Source organism: Candidatus Koribacter versatilis Ellin345, assembly GCF_000014005.1.
GTDB classification, from domain to species: Bacteria; Acidobacteriota; Terriglobia; order Terriglobales; family Acidobacteriaceae; genus Korobacter; species Korobacter versatilis_A.
The window spans coordinates 3,775,696-3,793,015 of record NC_008009.1 but is presented as its reverse complement, the minus strand read 5'-3'; the positions used below and the strand labels follow the sequence as shown (position 1 = coordinate 3,793,015).

At 59.2% G+C, this 17,320-nt stretch carries 20 protein-coding genes and 1 tRNA gene; 17 read left to right on the top strand and 4 right to left on the bottom strand.

The window, feature by feature from the left end:
- Positions 1–37: 37 nt before the first annotated feature.
- Entirely contained in the window at positions 38–1,357 is a 1,320-nt protein-coding gene (locus ACID345_RS16550) for a hypothetical protein (RefSeq protein WP_011524004.1), read from the top strand.
- 47 nt (positions 1,358–1,404) lie between these two features.
- On the opposite strand, the gene ACID345_RS16545 is transcribed toward ACID345_RS16550, so the two are convergent.
- Positions 1,405–1,782 (bottom strand): hypothetical protein, encoded by a 378-nt coding sequence (locus ACID345_RS16545; protein ID WP_148210143.1) that lies wholly within the window; start codon positions 1,780–1,782, stop codon positions 1,405–1,407.
- A 195-nt stretch (positions 1,783–1,977) separates the two neighbouring features.
- Between ACID345_RS16545 and ACID345_RS16540 the strand changes: the two genes are divergently transcribed.
- Both ACID345_RS16540 and ACID345_RS16535 read left to right on the top strand, forming a co-directional pair.
- On the top strand, positions 1,978–2,847 hold the full coding sequence (locus ACID345_RS16540) for a zinc metalloprotease HtpX (RefSeq protein WP_041855801.1): 870 nt from the start codon (positions 1,978–1,980) through the stop codon (positions 2,845–2,847).
- Between the two features lie 154 nt (positions 2,848–3,001).
- The gene (locus tag ACID345_RS16535; RefSeq protein WP_011524001.1) at positions 3,002–3,961 is read left to right on the top strand and encodes an AAA family ATPase; all 960 of its coding nucleotides are present in this window, start codon (positions 3,002–3,004) and stop codon (positions 3,959–3,961) included.
- A gap of 44 nt (positions 3,962–4,005) precedes the next feature.
- Here ACID345_RS16535 and ACID345_RS16530 read toward each other — a convergent pair whose 3' ends face one another.
- The gene (locus tag ACID345_RS16530; protein ID WP_011524000.1) at positions 4,006–6,480 is read right to left on the bottom strand and encodes a hypothetical protein; all 2,475 of its coding nucleotides are present in this window, start codon (positions 6,478–6,480) and stop codon (positions 4,006–4,008) included.
- Positions 6,481–6,645: 165 nt separating this feature from the next.
- Between ACID345_RS16530 and ACID345_RS16525 the strand changes: the two genes are divergently transcribed.
- The 3 genes from ACID345_RS16525 to ACID345_RS16515 all read left to right on the top strand — a co-directional run bounded on the left by ACID345_RS16525 (position 6,646) and on the right by ACID345_RS16515 (position 8,628).
- Positions 6,646–7,164, top strand: a complete 519-nt coding sequence (locus ACID345_RS16525; protein WP_011523999.1) for a DUF4149 domain-containing protein — start codon at positions 6,646–6,648, stop codon at positions 7,162–7,164.
- A gap of 92 nt (positions 7,165–7,256) precedes the next feature.
- Complete coding sequence (gene ychF / locus ACID345_RS16520) at positions 7,257–8,339, top strand: redox-regulated ATPase YchF (RefSeq protein WP_011523998.1); 1,083 nt, start codon at positions 7,257–7,259, stop codon at positions 8,337–8,339.
- Positions 8,340–8,400: 61 nt separating this feature from the next.
- Positions 8,401–8,628 (top strand): hypothetical protein, encoded by a 228-nt coding sequence (locus ACID345_RS16515; RefSeq protein WP_041855800.1) that lies wholly within the window; start codon positions 8,401–8,403, stop codon positions 8,626–8,628.
- 1 nt (position 8,629) lies between these two features.
- On the opposite strand, the gene ACID345_RS16510 is transcribed toward ACID345_RS16515, so the two are convergent.
- Positions 8,630–9,361 carry a ZIP family metal transporter gene (locus ACID345_RS16510; protein ID WP_041856838.1) on the bottom strand — a complete coding sequence of 244 codons (732 nt, stop codon included), beginning with the start codon at positions 9,359–9,361 and terminating at the stop codon, positions 8,630–8,632.
- A gap of 103 nt (positions 9,362–9,464) precedes the next feature.
- Positions 9,465–9,541 (bottom strand) — tRNA-Arg (locus ACID345_RS16505).
- Between the two features lie 402 nt (positions 9,542–9,943).
- On the opposite strand from ACID345_RS16505, the gene ACID345_RS16500 reads away from it, so the two are divergent.
- The 11 genes from ACID345_RS16500 to ACID345_RS16460 all read left to right on the top strand — a co-directional run bounded on the left by ACID345_RS16500 (position 9,944) and on the right by ACID345_RS16460 (position 17,162).
- Complete coding sequence (locus ACID345_RS16500) at positions 9,944–11,089, top strand: hypothetical protein (protein ID WP_148210142.1); 1,146 nt, start codon at positions 9,944–9,946, stop codon at positions 11,087–11,089.
- Positions 11,037–11,957, top strand: coding sequence for a hypothetical protein (locus ACID345_RS16495; RefSeq protein ID WP_148210141.1), 921 nt, complete (start codon positions 11,037–11,039; stop codon positions 11,955–11,957). Before ACID345_RS16500 ends, ACID345_RS16495 begins: the two co-directional genes overlap by 53 nt.
- A 349-nt stretch (positions 11,958–12,306) precedes the next feature.
- A complete protein-coding gene (locus ACID345_RS25695) occupies positions 12,307–14,100 on the top strand; it encodes a ParB/RepB/Spo0J family partition protein (RefSeq protein WP_011523993.1) in 1,794 nt (597 codons plus the stop codon).
- Entirely contained in the window at positions 14,100–14,351 is a 252-nt protein-coding gene (locus tag ACID345_RS16485; protein ID WP_011523992.1) for a hypothetical protein, read from the top strand. Before ACID345_RS25695 ends, ACID345_RS16485 begins: the two co-directional genes overlap by 1 nt.
- Positions 14,348–14,821 carry a hypothetical protein gene (locus ACID345_RS16480; RefSeq protein WP_011523991.1) on the top strand — a complete coding sequence of 158 codons (474 nt, stop codon included), beginning with the start codon at positions 14,348–14,350 and terminating at the stop codon, positions 14,819–14,821. The genes ACID345_RS16485 and ACID345_RS16480 overlap by 4 nt, the downstream gene beginning before the upstream one ends.
- The gene (locus tag ACID345_RS25690; RefSeq protein WP_049761944.1) at positions 14,818–15,159 is read left to right on the top strand and encodes a helix-turn-helix domain-containing protein; all 342 of its coding nucleotides are present in this window, start codon (positions 14,818–14,820) and stop codon (positions 15,157–15,159) included. The genes ACID345_RS16480 and ACID345_RS25690 overlap by 4 nt, the downstream gene beginning before the upstream one ends.
- Positions 15,156–15,290 (top strand): hypothetical protein, encoded by a 135-nt coding sequence (locus ACID345_RS27390; RefSeq protein WP_266189939.1) that lies wholly within the window; start codon positions 15,156–15,158, stop codon positions 15,288–15,290. Before ACID345_RS25690 ends, ACID345_RS27390 begins: the two co-directional genes overlap by 4 nt.
- The gene (locus ACID345_RS26990; RefSeq protein WP_187148839.1) at positions 15,287–15,457 is read left to right on the top strand and encodes a hypothetical protein; all 171 of its coding nucleotides are present in this window, start codon (positions 15,287–15,289) and stop codon (positions 15,455–15,457) included. Before ACID345_RS27390 ends, ACID345_RS26990 begins: the two co-directional genes overlap by 4 nt.
- Entirely contained in the window at positions 15,457–15,690 is a 234-nt protein-coding gene (locus ACID345_RS16470) for a hypothetical protein (RefSeq protein ID WP_041855798.1), read from the top strand. Before ACID345_RS26990 ends, ACID345_RS16470 begins: the two co-directional genes overlap by 1 nt.
- 193 nt (positions 15,691–15,883) lie before the next feature.
- Positions 15,884–16,522, top strand: coding sequence for a hypothetical protein (locus tag ACID345_RS16465; protein ID WP_148210140.1), 639 nt, complete (start codon positions 15,884–15,886; stop codon positions 16,520–16,522).
- A gap of 46 nt (positions 16,523–16,568) precedes the next feature.
- On the top strand, positions 16,569–17,162 hold the full coding sequence (locus tag ACID345_RS16460; protein WP_041855796.1) for a hypothetical protein: 594 nt from the start codon (positions 16,569–16,571) through the stop codon (positions 17,160–17,162).
- Positions 17,163–17,320: the final 158 nt, after the last annotated feature.

Genomic DNA, 17,320 nt, shown 5'->3' with positions numbered 1-17,320 from the left:
TTTGTTGACGACGTTTATCCACGGAAAGAGGGCTCCATTGCGTTTGAAGAACTTCCTGACCGCGGCGCTTGCGTGCGTCACGTTCGTCGCCCCGGCGTTTGCCGGTACTGTCACTGGACAGGTCCTCAACGGAACCACGAGCAAGCCGGCCGCTGGCGACGAGGTTGCAATTCTCTCCCTCATGCAGGGCATGCAGGAGATCGGACACACTAAGACCGATGCCTCGGGCAATTTCAAGATCGATGTGCCTGACGACGGTACTCCGCACATGGTCCGCGTGGAACACCAGGGCGTGAGCTACTTCCCGAAGGGTGGTCCGCTGATGCCGGGCGCGACCTCGGCAACGGTGCAGGTGTACGACGTTGTGAAGAAAGCCGACGTCGGCACCACCGTAAACGTCATGAGGGTGCAGGCCGATAACAACACCTTGCAGGCGACCGAGCTCTACGCGGTGCAGAACTCGACCACGCCGCCGAAGACGGTGTTCGACGATACCAAGACCTACGAGTTCACGCTGCCGGAGGGCGCGGTTGTGGATTCGGCCGCTGCACGCACCCAAGATGGACAGCCGGTAAACACCAATCCGACGCCGCTCAAAGAGAAGAACCATTTCGCGTTCTCGTTCCCCTTGCGCCCCGGGGAAACGCAGTTCCAACTTTCATGGCACATGCCATACAAAGGCGAGATCAGCCTCGCGCCGAAGCCGGTTACGGCGATGCAACACTTCGTCGTCATGTTCCCGAAGACGATGAAGTTCGAGGCCAAGAGCGCCAGCGCTTACGCCCCGATGAATGACGACACCGGTGCGGGCATCCAGGTAGCTAGCGATGTGAAGCCCGGTGCGGACCTCAGCTTCAAGATGAGTGGCACAGGCGCAATTGCCGAAGCTGGAACCGGCGGACAGGGTGGACCTGCCGAAGGCGGCGGCGGTCAGCAGATGCCGTCCGGGCAAGTGGGCCGTCCGGGTGGCGGCTTGGGACCGCCGATTGAAGCGCCAGATCCGCTGGAGAAGTACCGCTGGGTGATTCTCGGCGTGATCGTGGTCGCGATGCTGGGGGCCGCGCTGATCGTTAGTCGGCGTAATCCGGCACAACCGGTACGAGCGGAAGAGGTGGATGAAGATGTCACTGCGGCGCCGCGGATTCCGGCGAACATCCCCGCCGCGCCGAGGGCAACTGCTTCTAACAACGGAGATCGATCTTCGTTGCTGATGGAAGCGATGAAGGAAGAGCTCTTCCAGCTTGAGATCGATCGTCAGCAGGGAAAAGTAACGGAAGCTGAGTACCAGAAGGCGAAAGCTGCGCTCGACGAAACCATCAAGCGGGCCCTCGCGCGCAAGTCGCAGACCAGCGCGTAATTGCCGATAAGTAAGTGAAGCCCCGCCGCGTGCGGGGCTTTTGCTTTTCAGATCGCTATGCGGTCTCTGTCGAAGAACTCGTGCTCGTCGCGATCGAAATCTGTCACGCCGCTGACGGCGGCGATCGCCATCGCCTGAGCACGGAACCAGCGCGCTTCTTCATCGCCGGCAAAATGCATGGCCATCGGAATGGACCCGATCATGGTCGCTAGGCCCGCATCCGCAAAGCCGTGGTGCCGGTAGCTGATCACCGGCTTTACCCCGCCCGGGTAGTCCGTCAGCAGCGCGAGCGCTGTTTGGGCTGCGCCGCATGCGATGGAGGCGACGGATGCCCGGCGATGGCGCCGCCACAGCATAACTCCAGCCACGAACATGGATCCTGCGATCGCATAGTCGAGAATTGCGTGAACTGTTGGTGAAACCACCTTCGGAGCCTGTCCTGTGACCGCCTTTACCCCCTGCTCCACCAGACCCATTGTCGGAGTCCTCCGTCTAACTAAAGATGCCGGAGACTGTTCCGCAGTTGGAGCCGCATGCAAATCCAGCTTGCGAAAGGACTTCCAGCCGCATCTTTCGCGGGCGTTTATCATCTACATAGAAGGACCAAATACCCAGAATTTATGACCAACGCACTGAAGACGACGTTCCTCCTGGCGCTCATCACCGGCCTGTTCCTGGCTGTGGGCAGCGTGCTTGGCGGACAACGCGGCATGGTTTTCGCCTTTGTCCTCGCCGTGGTGCTGAACTTCACGTCCTATTTCTTCTCCGACAAGATTGCCCTGACTATGTCGCGGGCGCAGCCGGTAACGCGTGAACAGCTACCGCGTCTCTACGCAATCGTGGAGCGGCTCTGCGGCAAGGCGAACCTGCCGATGCCGAAGCTATACGTTACGCCGGACGATTCGCCGAATGCCTTCGCGACGGGTCGCAACCCGCAGCATGCGTCGGTTGCCGTGACGCGCGGCATTCTCGACCTGCTCAACGACGACGAGATGGAAGGCGTGCTCGCGCACGAGCTCGGCCACGTCCGCAATCGCGACATCCTGATTAGCTCTGTGGCAGCAACGCTCGCCGGCGCCATTACCATGCTCGCCCGCATGGCTTACTGGGCTGAGCTGTTCGGCGGATTTGGCGGCGGCGGTGGTGACAGCCGCGACCGTCGTGGTGGAGCGATCAGCGCGCTGGCGATGCTGATCCTCGCCCCGATTGCCGCTGTGATGATCCAGCTTGCGATCTCGCGTTCACGCGAATACGGCGCGGATGCAACCGGCGCTCACCTGACAGGCAACCCTTACGCCCTGGCGTCGGCGTTAGCGAAGCTTGATGCTTACTCGAAGCGCATTCCGATGGCGGCGTCACCCTCGACCGCGCATCTCTGGATCGTTCAGCCGCGCTTGGACTGGGCAAGCCTTTTCAGCACGCACCCACCGATCCCGAAGCGCATTGAGCGGCTGACGAATCAGCCGGCAGACCTTTACATCAACCGGTAGTTTCTTTCTCCTGTACCGCGCTCGTGCGAACCTGCCGAGTGCGATTTTCTTTTGAGCACTGTCCTGACGCTTCGGTTACGCGGCAAAAGTAACCTGTTGGCGAAACTTGCGTGTGTCCGTCGAATTGAGAGAAGCGTGTAAAATTAGCCCATTCATGTCCACTCCGACGACCTCGACAGCGGCCGCCAAAGCCACAAAGCTGGAACAGACCCTTCGCACGATCATCCGCGGCAAGGATGAAGTGGTTCGAATGGCGCTGGTTGCGATTTTTGCTCGCGGCCACCTGCTGATCGAAGGCGTTCCCGGAGTCGGCAAGACCACCCTCGGCCATGCTGTCGCCCGCGCCATGGATGTCAACTTCCAGCGCGTCCAGTTCACCAGCGACATGCTGCCCAGCGATGTCCTCGGCATCTCGGTTTATTCGACCGTCGAGCAGAAGTTCGAGTTCAAGCGCGGTCCGATCTTCACCAACGTGCTACTCGCGGACGAAATCAACCGAACCACTCCCAAGACGCAGTCGGCGTTGCTGGAAGCAATGAACGAAAACCAGGTCACGGTGGACGGACGCTCCTATGGCCTGCCCGATCCGTTCCTGGTGATCGCAACCCAGAATCCGGTCGAACATCACGGCACCTATCCGCTGCCAGAATCGCAAATGGACCGCTTTCTTATCCGTGCTCGCATGAGCTATCCCGATGCCACTGCGGAAAGGGAAGTGCTCCGCGCCAAGGCGGGCGCAGCGCGACTGGAAGACATTCGCAGCGTGCTCAACGGCAACGACGTGCTGGCGATGCAGGAGGAAGTGAAAGCCGTTCGCGTGGATGAATCGCTGGTGGATTACGCGTTGCGAATTGTGCAGCGTACGCGTGAATCGCAGCACCTGTCGCTCGGCGTTTCACCGCGCGGTTCGCTGATGCTGTACCGCAGCGCGCAGGCCATGGCGTTCCTCGATGGCCGCACCTTCTGCACTCCCGAAGACTTCAAATTGCTTGCCGTGCCGGTTTTTGCGCACCGCGTCGTGGTGAGCGCCCGCTACAGCTCCACGTTGCGCAAGTCCGAGCAGTCCGACGAAGTTCTGCGCGACATCGTCGAGAGCGTTCCGGTTCCTGTTTAAAGAAAAGCCCGCTCCGAAGAGCGGGCACATTTGCTAACTCACTTTTACTTCTGGCGCGGTTCCGCAAGCTTTGCATTCTCCTCGTGCGGCTGATATTGCGGGAAGAGTTCGGGACTGAGTCCTTTGCGCTTCTCGGCTTCCGTCTTTTCCTGCTCGATTGGAATCCGATGCTTGTCGGCGTAGGCGTCGTGACGAATGCCCGTCACCTGCCATGAGACGCGTCCATTGGCCGGACCGCCTGCGACCTTGAACTTATTGCCATCAATTTCCTGCGCGATAAAGAGCTTCGGCCCAGGCTTGTCCATCGAGGTGAGCTGATAGCGGTAGTCCTGGTTCAAAGCTTCGAACCACTCTGGCATGGTGATCCACGCTTCGCCCTTGCGGTCCAATTGCACCACGCCGTTGTAGATGTTCATCATGTCCGGCGACTCGACGAAAGAGTGATAAAGATATTTATTTGCCGGATCGAGCGGATGATCGATTTTGAACGAGCCTGCGTGCTTGCTCAACGTTCCTTCAACGCTCAAATTCTGCGTTATGACCACATCTCCGTCGAACTCGCCCGCCGTGCCGGTCACCGTTACACCGTGGATCGCGGTGCCATCGTGGCTATAGCCATTCAGGCCTTCGCTTGATCCATACGAAATGCCTTGGATCGCGATTCCGCCCGGAGTGTCCACTTCCCCTGAAATAGCTCCCTGGTTGTTGTTGCTGCCAGTATTGGTCACGAACAAGGTTGTGCCGGGTGTGATGCCGCTGGTCATCTTCACCTGTGCGTTGCTGAAAAGGATGAAAGGCGCAAGTCCAGCCTTTTCAGAAAAGCGAAGCAGCTCTTGCAGACCATTGTTCAACGCACCGGATTTATTGAAGTAGAGGGCCAGTTCGCCCCAGGTAGCAGGTTTCGCGGGGTTTTTCGAGTCCGGTTGTTCCGCTGCGATGCGAATTAGAGGGTTGTAGGTTCCCGTTGTGCTCGGCGCCATGGGATTGAAGTCGATCGCTACCGCGCTCACGTTGCCAGAGTTCGGCACCGTGCCGCTATTCGAGTTCGTCATGGTCAGCACCGGGCCAAGCACGCCAGGGAAGCTCTGGCTTGCAATTTCTGCAGTGGTTCGAGGAGTCGTCGTCCCAACGGCGAGGTTTAAGTCGGTGATTATGGTTCCGCTGGTATGTAGGCCGCCGTCGGTGTCGAAGACGAAGCCGCCATCGCTGCCATCGCCGCCCAGGATCGGACCGCTGGAGTCGTTGTGGAACCAACCGGCCGCTTGTGTCAGGCTGCCGCTGAATCCATAGAAAGCCATATCGTTGTTGGAGCAACCCACAACCCCAGCTTTCGTGCTGAGGGAGATCGGGCATCCACCCGAGCTGCCGAATACGCCTTTCGTGGGGGAGTTGAAGGTTCCCATCGCTCCCGCGACATTACCGAGACCATCCACGCTGAAAACTTCAGCGTTGCCCGCGCCCGATTGGCCGCTGATCAGCTTGCCGCTCGCGGTGTTCTGGAGTACTGCTGCCACGCCTGTGCTACTGGAAACCGCGGCCCTGACACCGGTGGTGGCTCCGGTCGCAGATGTCGCCGTGCCGTAGACGGCGATCCCATTCGTCGAAGCGGTTGTACCGCGGAAACCGACGGCGGGACCCGTTGTCGCCGTGTTCTGTCCAAAGACACCGTAGCCATTTGGCGCGCCGGTAATGCCCTTCACGCCCGTGGCGCTACCCGCGGTGCCGCTCGCAACGCCGTAGACGGAGATTCCGCTATCGGCGACGGTGGATCCGCGTACTCCGACTGCAACGCCCGTTGCAGCAGAGTTCGACCCTGTGACGCCGTAGCCAGCCGTCGTTGTGGTGCTGCCGGCTACGCCGTTGGCGGAGATCGAATTCGCGACGAGACCAGAACCGGTGCCATTCTGCGTAACCATCACAACCTGGTTGTTGGTCGAATCAACGAAGTTCGTCGCCAACTGGGTGAGCACGTTGCCCTTGGCGCCGGGGTTGATGCTTGACTTCGTTGTCGAGGTACCTTGGCTGTGCATTTGTTCCTGCACTGTGCTGGTGAGTTTCTCCGTGGTGACGAACTCCGACGCGCTGTGTCCGCCGAGGGTTTCGGCTTCGCCGGCCTTCAATGCGTACGGAACGCTGACGAGCAAGGTACGTGCCTGCTCCGGTTGTCCTTCCAGGCGAACCCCGAGCCAGCGCTGTCCGCCGCTCGAGAAGATGTCGGCGGGAATGCCGTCGAGCTTGGTAGAGCCGAGCAGGACGTCATATTTGCCGTTGGCCTCGGCGCGGACGTTCTGAGTTTCCGTCCACAGCGGTGCTCCGCCGGTTTTGGTGGCATACACCGCAAACGTCACCCCTGTAATCTTGCTCGCAGTTTGCCCGTCGGCGCTCTTCAACACGCCTCCGAAACGAATTAGGCGCGGCACTGGAGTGTTCGCGGCGGTAGAGACTTCAGTCGATTGTGCAAAAGACGGGGCGGTCAACAACAACCCCGCCAAAATGGCGGTCGCAAAGTGTTTCAACATGAAACAGTTTTCCTTCCTGTCATCAAGACAGACACGTTTCTCAGGGCACAGGAAGGGGTGAGATCCTGTCGGCGCAGGACTAAAAACTTGTAATTCAAGGGGATGGTGCAGGAACCACTTAGGGATGGCGCATTGTGACCTAAGTGGGGGTAGGAGTCAAGGGTGATGCTCACAGGCTCCGAAGCTGACCGGATATACACTGCTCTCGTGACCTTCCTGAAATTCCTGATGCTGCTTGCGCTCGTCGCCTGGATCGGCGGAATCGTCTTCTTTGGCGCGGTGGTTGCGCCGACGGTCTTCATGGTCCTGCCCACCCACGATCTCGCCGGCAAAGTCGTCAGCCGCTCGCTTTGGATCCTGCATTACATTGGCATTGTCAGCGGTGTGATCTACCTCATCTGCTCGATGGTGCTCTCCTATCGCCTGCGCGGGACGCCCGAGCCCTTCGCGCTGCGCCATCTGGCGATTGTCCTCATGCTGGCGGTGACGATCATCGGCCACGAAGCCGTGGCGAAGCCGATGCTGCGATTGCGCGATGACATGGGAGTAATTGACACCGTTCCCCCGAACGATCCTCGACGGGTGGAGTTCAATCGCATGCACGTATGGAGCACCAGAATCGAAGAAACTGTCCTTGTTCTTGGTCTCGGTGTGCTCTGGGGAACCGCGCGCCGTTTATCATAGAGGGTTCGGCAAAATCCCTGGCCATCACTTTGGGTGCCCCACTCTAGCGAAGCTAGGGTGGGGAAGTTCCGCCGACTGAGAACTCATCATTTATGAAGACTGGAATCGTAGGCCTGCCGCAGGTAGGCAAAACCTCGTTGTTCGTCATGTTGACCAAGGCGGACGTCTCGAACCGTTCGTCGAACCCGCGCGAAGCCCACCTCGGCATCGCTGTTGTCCCGGATGAACGCCTCGATAAGCTCGCCGCGCTTTTTAACCCGAAGAGGCTGATCCACGCGCGCGTGGAATATGCCGACGTTGCCGCCATCAGCCAGGAAGCGCTGAAGGAAACCGCTTTCGCCGCGAACCTGCGCAACGTGGACGCCCTTGCTCACGTTATCCGCGCCTTCGACGATCCATCGATTCCGCACGTCGGTGTGATCGATCCGCTGCGCGATATCAAAAACCTTGATTTCGATCTCCTGGTGAACGACCTCGGCCAGGTCGAAAAGCGCTTGGAGCGCGTCGAAAAAGACCTGAAGAAGATGCGCTCGGCCGATCTCGAGAAAGAATTCGAGCTGCTTAAGCGCGCGAAAACTCACCTAGAGACCGAGCGTCCTCTACGCGAGATGGAGATGACCGCGGACGACAAGAAGCGCTTCCGCGGCTTCATGTTTCTCAGCGAGAAGCCAATGCTCTACGTGCTTAACATCGGTGAGAGCACCACGCTCGGCGACGATCTGGAAAACGCCGTCGCGAAGTACGGGTTGGCCGAGGTGGTTTCGCGCCCGAACACCGGCGCAGTTGCAGTCTGCGCGAAGGTGGAAGCCGAACTTGCCCAAATGTCCGACGAAGATGCCGCCGAATTCCTCGGCAGTTATGGCCTGCGTGAGAGCGGCCTTGTCCGCCTGATTCGCAAGACCTATGAGCTACTCGGCGTGATGTCGTTCTTTACCGTCGGCGAAGACGAGTGCCGCGCCTGGACCGTCGAGCAGGGAAGTCGCGCCCAGAACGCGGCTGGCGCGATCCACACCGACCTCGAGAAGCACTTCATTCGCGCCGAAGTCATTCACTGGGACACGCTCCTCGCCGCCGGCAGCGAAGCCGTCGCACGCTCACAAGGGACCATGCGACTGGAAGGCAAGGAGTACATCGTGAAGGACGGCGACATCATGCACATTCGCCACAGCGGATAGTCCTTTTTCCCGCAGCTCTCCTCCGCAATCCGGTGCATCCAAATGATTGCGGAGGAGTGCAATGATCTCGATTACCTGCGACAACTGTGGCGCCGAGCGCCCCGAACGCCTGCCTTCCAGCGAGGAGTGGATCCTCGGCTACGACATCGAATTGGAATCACCCAACGCCGTGCAGCGCTCGCTGCGCTTTCTCGATCACTGGGATGATCGCCGCGTCATGGAGTTTGGCGCGATTCATCTTTGCAGCGAACAATGCAAGGTGGAGTACAAGACGGCCGAGGCGGCTTGATTTAGATTCCGTGGAAAAAGTGGTCGAGCACAAACAGCGCGGCCACGCCCACAAACACAAGCAGCGCCATCTTGACGCCGGGATCGTGATTGACCTCGGGCATAAGGTCGGTGGCGGCGACGTAGATGGTCACTCCCGCCGAGAGCGCGAGTCCGTAGCTGGCGGCATGCCGCAACTCGGCCATCGCCATCACGCCGAGGAACGTGGCTGCGCCGAGAATCGCCGACGCGCCCCACGAACGTAGCTTATCGAGACCGCTCGCCAGCATCACCGAGGTCACGGTGAAGCCTTCCGGAATTTTGTGCAGGAAGACGGCGAGAAAGATGATCCAGCCGAGCCAGTTCGACACCAGGAAGCCGGACGCGATCGCGACGCCGTCGAAGAACGAGTGAATGATCAGTCCAAAAAGCACCGACACGCGCTTATGCGAGTGGACGAATTCTTCCTCGTGCGTCTCTTCACCGTAGTGAAAGTGCGGGGATAGGGTGTGCTCGAAGAAGTGGATAATCAGGTAGCCGAGCAAGATGATGAACCCGGCGCTCGATCCACGTTCGTGCACGCTCTCCGGCACCATCTCGACGATCGCGGTAGCCAGCATGAATCCCGCGCCCAGGGCGATGAAATACCGCAAATACCGCCGCTCCCAGTTTTTCTGGACGATGACGGCGCCGCCGAACGCATTGGCGCCCGCTGCAGTCAAGCCCAGCACAATGCTCAGAAGCACTGGATTCATGTACTTCGAGAATATCAGAGCAGGGAGGCATATCCAGACCGCATCTGCCAGAAGGATGCTGGCCACGAAGGGCTGCATGGGCTGAAGAATTTTGAGGGATTTATGGCGGGGCTGGCAGGACTCGAACCTGCGACCCTTTGCTTAGAAGGCAAATGCTCTATCCACCTGAGCTACAGCCCCGCGCAGAACAATTCTACCGTGTGCAGGCACTGCGAGGGGCGATTGTGCTCGAGCAGTACCCACCAGAGCCACAGGAGGCTGTATTGGGGCACGTCGATCACCTCCAGGTGTGTTGTGCGACCGAGAGGCCGCTCGCATGCAGACGTCTGCAATCCACCAATAAGGAAGCGGGGTCTCGCCATTGCAAACGAGCGAGGTAGAATAAAGGCATAGCAGGCCCCTGACCTCATGACCCAAAGAACTATTGGCGCTGCGGCGCCGGATCCTAAACTGACTTTCGCGGACTGGTTTGCGATCCTTGGCACGGTCGCGTGGGGAACGGCGCAGCTCGTCCTTTCCGGAGACTGGATCTCCGACGATCTCCGTGCTCTCACCCTCAGGCCCAAAAACCTTTTGGCGGCAATGTTTCTTGCGATCAACGCTGTGATCTTCCTGTGGAGAATGTTCCACGGCGAGGTCTACGGCAAGTTCAGGAGACCGATCCTAGTCTCCTATGCATGCTATGTCATCGTGGCCCTGCTGCCGATGCTCTTCGTAAGTTCGGACGCGAACTATCTCTTGATTGTGATGTATTTCCTGTGGGGACTGTATGCGTATGTCCTCGCCCAGTGCATGTTCCGTAACCACCATGTCTGGAAGGTATTCCTGCGCGTGACCAACCGAACTACGATAGCCGTTCTGGCCGCGGGGGCTCTTTTCGGAATTTATCATGGCGAATATTTCATGCCCGGTTCGCATCGCCTTGCATTCGTCTTTTTCATCGTGCAATACGGTTATGCGCTTTGCGTTGTCTGCGCAACCGCATTGGGACTGGCAATTAATAACCGAAGCGAGCGTGCGAAGACTTTCTATGCGGTCGAAATCATAATCTGCATGGTGTTGATGGCCCTCGCGGTCTCACGAAGCTCGCTCGTCTTTGCGCTCGTGATGGTCTTGACTTATTGGGTGCTGAAGAGCGACCTCGCACTCGGGTGGGGTCTTGCGCTCGTCATCCTGGTTGCGGGTGGCACCGGCGTCACCTTCGATATCCTCGGCTGGGATAAAGTGAACGATCTCTCCAGCGGACGGCTTGCCCTTTACGAATACGAATTGAATACGCATCTCCTGGATCGTCCGGTTGATGAATGGCTCCTCGGGTCGAGTACGTTTCTGCAATCGCAGAACACACTCGTCGTAGATGAGGCCGGTAAAGAGGCGCGGTTTAAGCGCAATCAGACGGATAACGCATACTTGTCGATGTTGCTTTCGCACGGGATGCTTGGGCTGTTTTTTTTTGCGACACCTCTTCTGTTACTCGCACAACTCCTGCTGAAAAGTGGAAAGAGCGCTCCTCCTCTCAGCCGTAGTCATTATCAGTTGGGTTTTGCGGTATGGATGGCGGTGGCGATGACATCGCTTTCTGAATCGACCCTTCCATCGCTGGGCGGCATTGTGCCCATTTACATGCCAATTTTCTGGATGCCGATTATCGAGTTTTGTCCATGGAGGCCTTCCTATGCGAAAACTCCTGATCCTGATTTTGTTACTTCCGTTCCTGTTGGCGTCTGACGCGAAGCCTGCCGACGGCATTATTCATCCCGACCAGGTGGCAAAAAGTGGAGACGGTTCGGCTGCGAACCCTTACAAAGGCTGGGAGTCCGCGCTAGAGGCGGACGGCGCCGTCGTGCAATTCCGCCCGGGTCACTATTTCGCCACGCGCACCGTAAACCTGCATGGGCCAGTCGATATCGATGGCAAAATGGCGATTATTCACAAGGTCTCGGCTGGCGCGGCGTTCGCGATTAACGGTGTTCCAGGGTCGCAGACGAGCGAATTTGTGATTCGTGACATTCGAATCGATGGCGGAGACCAGGGGGATGTCGGGATTACAGTTGGCAATGGGAGCGGCCCGGTTTATTCGGCCAACGGGCTGTTGGAAAACATCGGCGTTCATGGTTTCAAGAAGGCGGGAATATGGCTGCAGGCCGCGCAGATTGTCACAATGATGCGCGTGGAGGCGTATTCCAATGGCACCGGGTTCCTGTTTGCCGGGAGTGCAGGCGCCAACACAACCGTAAACTCATACGGCTGCCGCGCATTCCAGAATGGCATCGGCGTGGAAATCGATATGGGCCATGGACTGAACTTCAACGGCCTGACTTCGGAGAGCAACCGGTTTGAGGGAGTGAAGATTGTGAGCCAGGGAAGGTCAGTGCGACAAGTTCATTTCAACGGCTGTTGGCTTGAACAAAATAACAAAGCCAGGCCGAACTCGAAAGCGTCCCAGTTTAGCGTGGATGGCGAAGCGGTCGAAGGATTGGTACTGGAGGACACGACCTTCGCCATCGCGGGCTCGGGCAATCAACACTTTTCGCTCGGACGCTCGACGATGGACAAGAGAGTACAGAATCTGCACTTGCAGAGCCCGGACCACTAGAGGGTAGGGAGTTCCGGTTCCATCCAGAAATGTGCGCTGCGAAGGATTGGTTTGTTGATCTTCACCACGTTCATACATTCGAAGCAAACGGCGTAGATCTTTTCCTCCGATCTCGATCAGCTCTCCGTCGTAGAGTCTATCGGCGTAGTGGTCCTTGAGTATGTTCGAGTTGCGGGGTGAGCATCGGCTTACGAGTCTCCCGGAAAGTGGTAGGAAAAAGGAAACAGCCTTCTAAGCCCCTTCTCTTTGGACATCGGAAAGCGACAAAGCAGAGTTCCTGGTTAAAGGGAATCCGCTGAATTTGAACCACGATGCATAGCTCGTGTGGACCTCTGAACAGGAGATCCACATGTCAGTCGCTACCACCATCCAGCCCGCGGCGCCGCCCGCAGCGCTACTCAACGATTCGAATGCCTACCAGCTCCTGCCGCTCGCGCAGGTAGTCCTCTCCAAAACAAATCCGAAAGGCCGCTGCGAGGGCCCCGAGTTCGACGAGCTCGTCGCCTCCATCCGACAGCACGGCATTCTGCAGCCCATCCTTGTGCGTCCGGTGGGCGAGGAAGGCAAGTACGAAATCGTCGCCGGCGAACGCCGCTACAGTGCTGCCAAGGCCGCTGGGCGCGAAGATATCCCCGCCGTCACTCGGCTGCTCAGTGATCGCGAAGCCCACGAGCTGCAACTGATAGAGAACCTGCAGCGCAAGGACGTGACCGCGCTCGAAGAGGCCGAGGGTTTTCGAAACCTGCTCCAGTCGCTGAATGCGGAGCGGAAGGATGGGCGGCAGGAAGAGCTTGTCAAAGAGATTGCCAGCCGCGTGAATAAGAGCGTGCGCCATGTGTATTCGCGCATGAAGCTCACAGAGTTGACCAAGGATGCGGCCTCGCTGCTCGCGATTGGGAAGATCGGTTCGAGTCACGCGGATGAAATTGTTCGCCTCACGCCAGACGACCAGGTCGATCTGCTGAAGAAGCACCTCGAGCGGGAGGAATGGGTTGGCGAAAAGCGCCAGAAGGTCGTTCTTAGCGTCCGGCAGCTTAGGACTGTCATCGAGAATAACTACCAGCTTGACCTCTCGACCGCGCCGTTCAAGCTCGATGACGACCGCGTAAAGCCTGCCTGCTCTGGATGCCCCAAGAACACTGCCAACGCGCCTCTTCTCTATCCGGATTTGAAAAAGGCGAAGTGCACGGACGTCTCCTGTTTCCAGCGCAAGGTAAAGGGTTTCGTCCAGATCGAAGTTAAAGCTCTTGCGAAAGATGTGAAGGTTCAGGTTCCGATCGTTGTGACGGCTGCGTGGTGGTGTAACGGTGATCAGAAAGCAAAGACGAAGGGAGCCTGGGCAGAAGCGCAAATAGGAAGCTGCGCGCATATACAGGCCGCCACCGTCGTTGATGAGTTTGCCCGGCCTGTGGGCGCAAAGCTCGTTTGCGCGAACATGGGCTGTTTAGTCCATTTTCCCAATCAGAAGAAAAACTCGTCGGGTGGATCGACGTCGCGCTCGAAGAAATCAGTGGCGAAGCAGAAAGATCTCGATAAGAAAAGGCTCCTCGATAGGGAGCTCGAGGTCGCGCCTGACATCGCCGTGTTTCGAGCGGTACTCGATAAGGTTGCTGAGCCTTCTAGCGTGGAATTGGGCGTAATAACTGACTGGCTCCTCGGCGCGTACGGCGCAACGAAAGAAGGAGAGGATGCGCTCCTCGATTATTTCGCTTGGCCCAAAGGTCAGGGGATGGCTTTCGACCGTCTCCGGAAGCTGCATGAGAAGCACGCAACCGGCTTCAATTTCCGAAAGGGCGTGAAGTTCATCATTGCCGCCATTATCGCCGACGGGATCGGCGCCGGAGGCGGTTCGGAACTTGATGATGTTGCCAAGAAATACAACCTCGATGTGAAGTCCATCCGTGCTAAGGCGCTCGCGGATGCGAAGCAGAAGCAAGCACTGAGCTCCCCCAAGGCGGGAGCGAACGGCGCGGCTGGCAAGGTGGCCCCTCAGGGTGCCTCGGAGACCGGAACCTCCAAAGCTGCCGCGAAGAAGTCTCCCGCCAAAACTTCCCCTAAGAAAGCCGCGAAGAAAGCTACCCCTAAGAAGGCGGCCTCCGCTTCGAAGCCGAAGAACCTGTCGGCGAAGAAGGGAGGCCGCTAGTGTCGAAATTCATCAAAGGCAAGCGGGCGGCGCGCGCGCACCACGCGAAGGCCGAACGGCGCGCGAAGAAGCACAACATCCAGGCGGGACTCAAGCAGAACGCCAACACGGCGTACGGACGCACGGCGCAGGGTCTTCGTAAGACCCTTGATCGGCTGGTGAAGAAAGCGCTCGTGCAGGTGAAGGCCGAGGCTCAGGGGGTGGAGCGATTCGAACCCGCAGATCAGCAGCCGGAAGGTGGTGCTCAATGACCACCGCCGGAACGATCACCTACGTGCTGCGGATGTTGCTCGAGATCGATCGCCTTGTCCTGCGATCTAGCAACACCTGCGAGGATGCTGCGGAGATTCGCGAACTAGCGGCCAATAGCATTCACGCAGGCCGCGCAGCTCTACTCGAATTGCACGCGGGTTCTGTGTGCAACTCTAACGCGTGCCGCCACTGTGGGTTGGGCATCAGACTCACTTCATACTCATTTGAGCCGCAGGAAGCAGCGTGGGTGCACGTTGCCAACGATCAGACTGCGTGCCTGTCCGGTTCAGAGTTGCGATTTGCTGAGCCGGATCGGCGCGCGGCGGACCACGGCTCGCCGACTGGCTTCGAACGGCGCAATCGCATTGACGATGCGATCGCTGATGTCGTCGCGGCCGTCGATCGCGTGCTCGGCCCTGAAACTTCAAGCTCGGGAGTAGCACCCTCCGGAGCGGGCGGTGCTTTATGACCGTCCGCTCATTTTTCCCTCCCGGGGAACCGATGCTGGCCGATGTGAACCTGCGCGCGGATCTGCTCGGCCTGGTGCGTCGGCTTCGCGTGTGCGGTGTCTCGATGCTGGAGGGCAGGATCCAGTTCGAGCGCTTGTGGATTGAAAGCGCGCTCACCGATACCAGCGGCAACCTTTGCAAGGCGGCGGTGCAGCTAGGCCTGCATCGCAACACGCTCAGCCGGAAGATGAAGCTGCTCGGCATTGACGCTCGGGTTTTCCGCGTGCTCCGGCGTAAACACGTTCAATCCGAAAAGGTCACGCCGTATGCCGTGCGCGTGGCGGGCGGTGCGGAATGACGCCCGGTTTCGCGCGGTGGCTCTTCTTGGTGCCGGCGCTGGTGTGTGCTTCCGTGGCGATTGCGCTGTTCGTCGCGGGCGTTCTTCGCGACATCGATGCAGCGACGCGGGTGGTGGAGGGCGATGAATGATAGCCGCTTCTCTGCATGCCGTTCCACTATGGCGGGTAGTTCTGGTGCTCGTGTTCGAGTTGTTTTCGCTGGTGGCGTTGGCACTGGGGATCGCGCTTGATTTCAAGGTGTGTGCGCCACCCAAAGAACTGCTTTCGTTCGATCGCAACGAGGAGGGCGAAGTCTGATGGCACAAATGCAGCAGGGCGACTGTGCTTTCTCGAATGCATGCATGATTCCCGGCGAGCGCCAGGCGCTGGCCGGGACTAACCGCCGGTACTGTCCGGTGCACATACACAGCTTTGAGCTGCCAAGCTCGGCGGCGAATGGCGGCACGGAGCACGCTTCGGTGGAGTTCCGTCCGAACCCCGGCAGCGGCCGGCGCCGCCGCTCCAACTGGCTGACCATGGAGGCCTACTGATGCGGACGTGGCGCGAGCTGTGGCGCGGTTACGCATGGGTGATGCTGTTCGGCGTCTTCCTGTTTGTTCTCGGCCTGGTGATGGCTTTTGCCGAAATGGACGGGCCGCACTGATGCCGCGCGGAATTCCAAAGAACTACGTGCCGTGCACGGCGTGCCCGAGCCCCAAGGGATACCCGAAGTGCGGCCTTTGTATGCGCTGCCGGAACGCCGTCGCCGGCAAGGCGCGTCGGCTGTATGTGTGGACGCCGGACAAAGAAGACATCCTGCGTAATGCCTATGCCACTGGCAGCGGCAACCGGCGCCAGCTCAAGCGGGCGCTGAAGGATGCGGTCGCGCGGATCGGATTCCCGCGCGGCACGGTGAAGTACCGGGCGCAGCAGCTTGGCCTGACCAATGACACCCGGCATCCGTGGGCGCAGCAGGACTTCGAGCTCCTTCGTGAGTACCTGGGGCAATGGAGCCTGACGCGGATCGCGCGGAAGCTGAAACGCGCCCGTTCGGCCGTGGAGGCCATGGCGGACCGCCTGCACCTCTCGCGGCGGATCACCGATGGCTACACCGCGCACGACGTCGGGCGCCTGTTCGGAGTTTCGCAGGACACGGTGGCGCGCTGGATCCGCACGGGCGTTCTGCATCGCGACTTCGAGACCGGGCGGATCGCGGAGATCTCGGTGATGGCTGTGATTCGCCTGCGCACCGACCTGTACTCGCTCAAGCGCGTGGATGAAGTGCTATTCAAGGCGCTGGTGTTTGCCCCGGAGACCGAAACCCTGGCGTTGAAGCCGGTGCGCAGCGTGCAGACGTTTGCAGGAAGCGAGGCGACAGCATGAGCCAGCAGAACAACTGCGAGCGCTGCTGGGTCGAAGGACGGGGGCGGTGAAGGCACTCGGTTCGATCGATGAGCAGCCCTTGTGCAAGCCGTGCGGGATCTCGGTGGCCATAGAGATCGGCGACAACGTGCTCGAGCTGACATGGCGCGCGAAAGGCAATGGTGCGGGATTGATCGAGCACCCAGTTCGCACGGTGGAATTTGCCCCGGTGGATGGCGCCGCGATCGGCAGCGATGTTGAGGTGATTACGGTCCGGAACGCCAGTCCTTCGGCCCAAGCTGTGAAAAGTCGAGAGGAGAAAACGATGCCAAAACCAAAAGCAAGCTGCGTGAAGTGCGGGAAGGGCCTGCGGGCGGATTCGCCCGGCTACAAGTTCGAACTGTGCGCTAAGTGCCACAAGAATGCGGTCGGTGAAGAAACGACTGCCGCGTCCGCTGTCGTCGAGCGCAAGAAGCCGGGTCGTAAACCCGGTTGGACACCGAAGCCGAAATCGATTGCAGCGCCGGATGGGGGGGCAGAGTTGGGATCGCCGAATCTCACGCTCACGTTGTCGGTTGCGCCGGAATGGCTGGATAAGGCGTTCGGGCGCTTCACTGTGGGCCAGAAGCTGGCCGCGATCGCGCACGTTCTGCAGAGCTAAAGAGGAGTCGGTCATGGAAGCAAAGTTGGGCACTTTTGTCCGAGATCAGATCACCGGGTTCAGTGGCGCAGTCACTGGACGCGCAGAGTACATAACGGGCTGCAAGCAAGCGCTTGTGCAGCCTCCTTGCAAGGGTTTCAACCCCAACGATCCGCCTC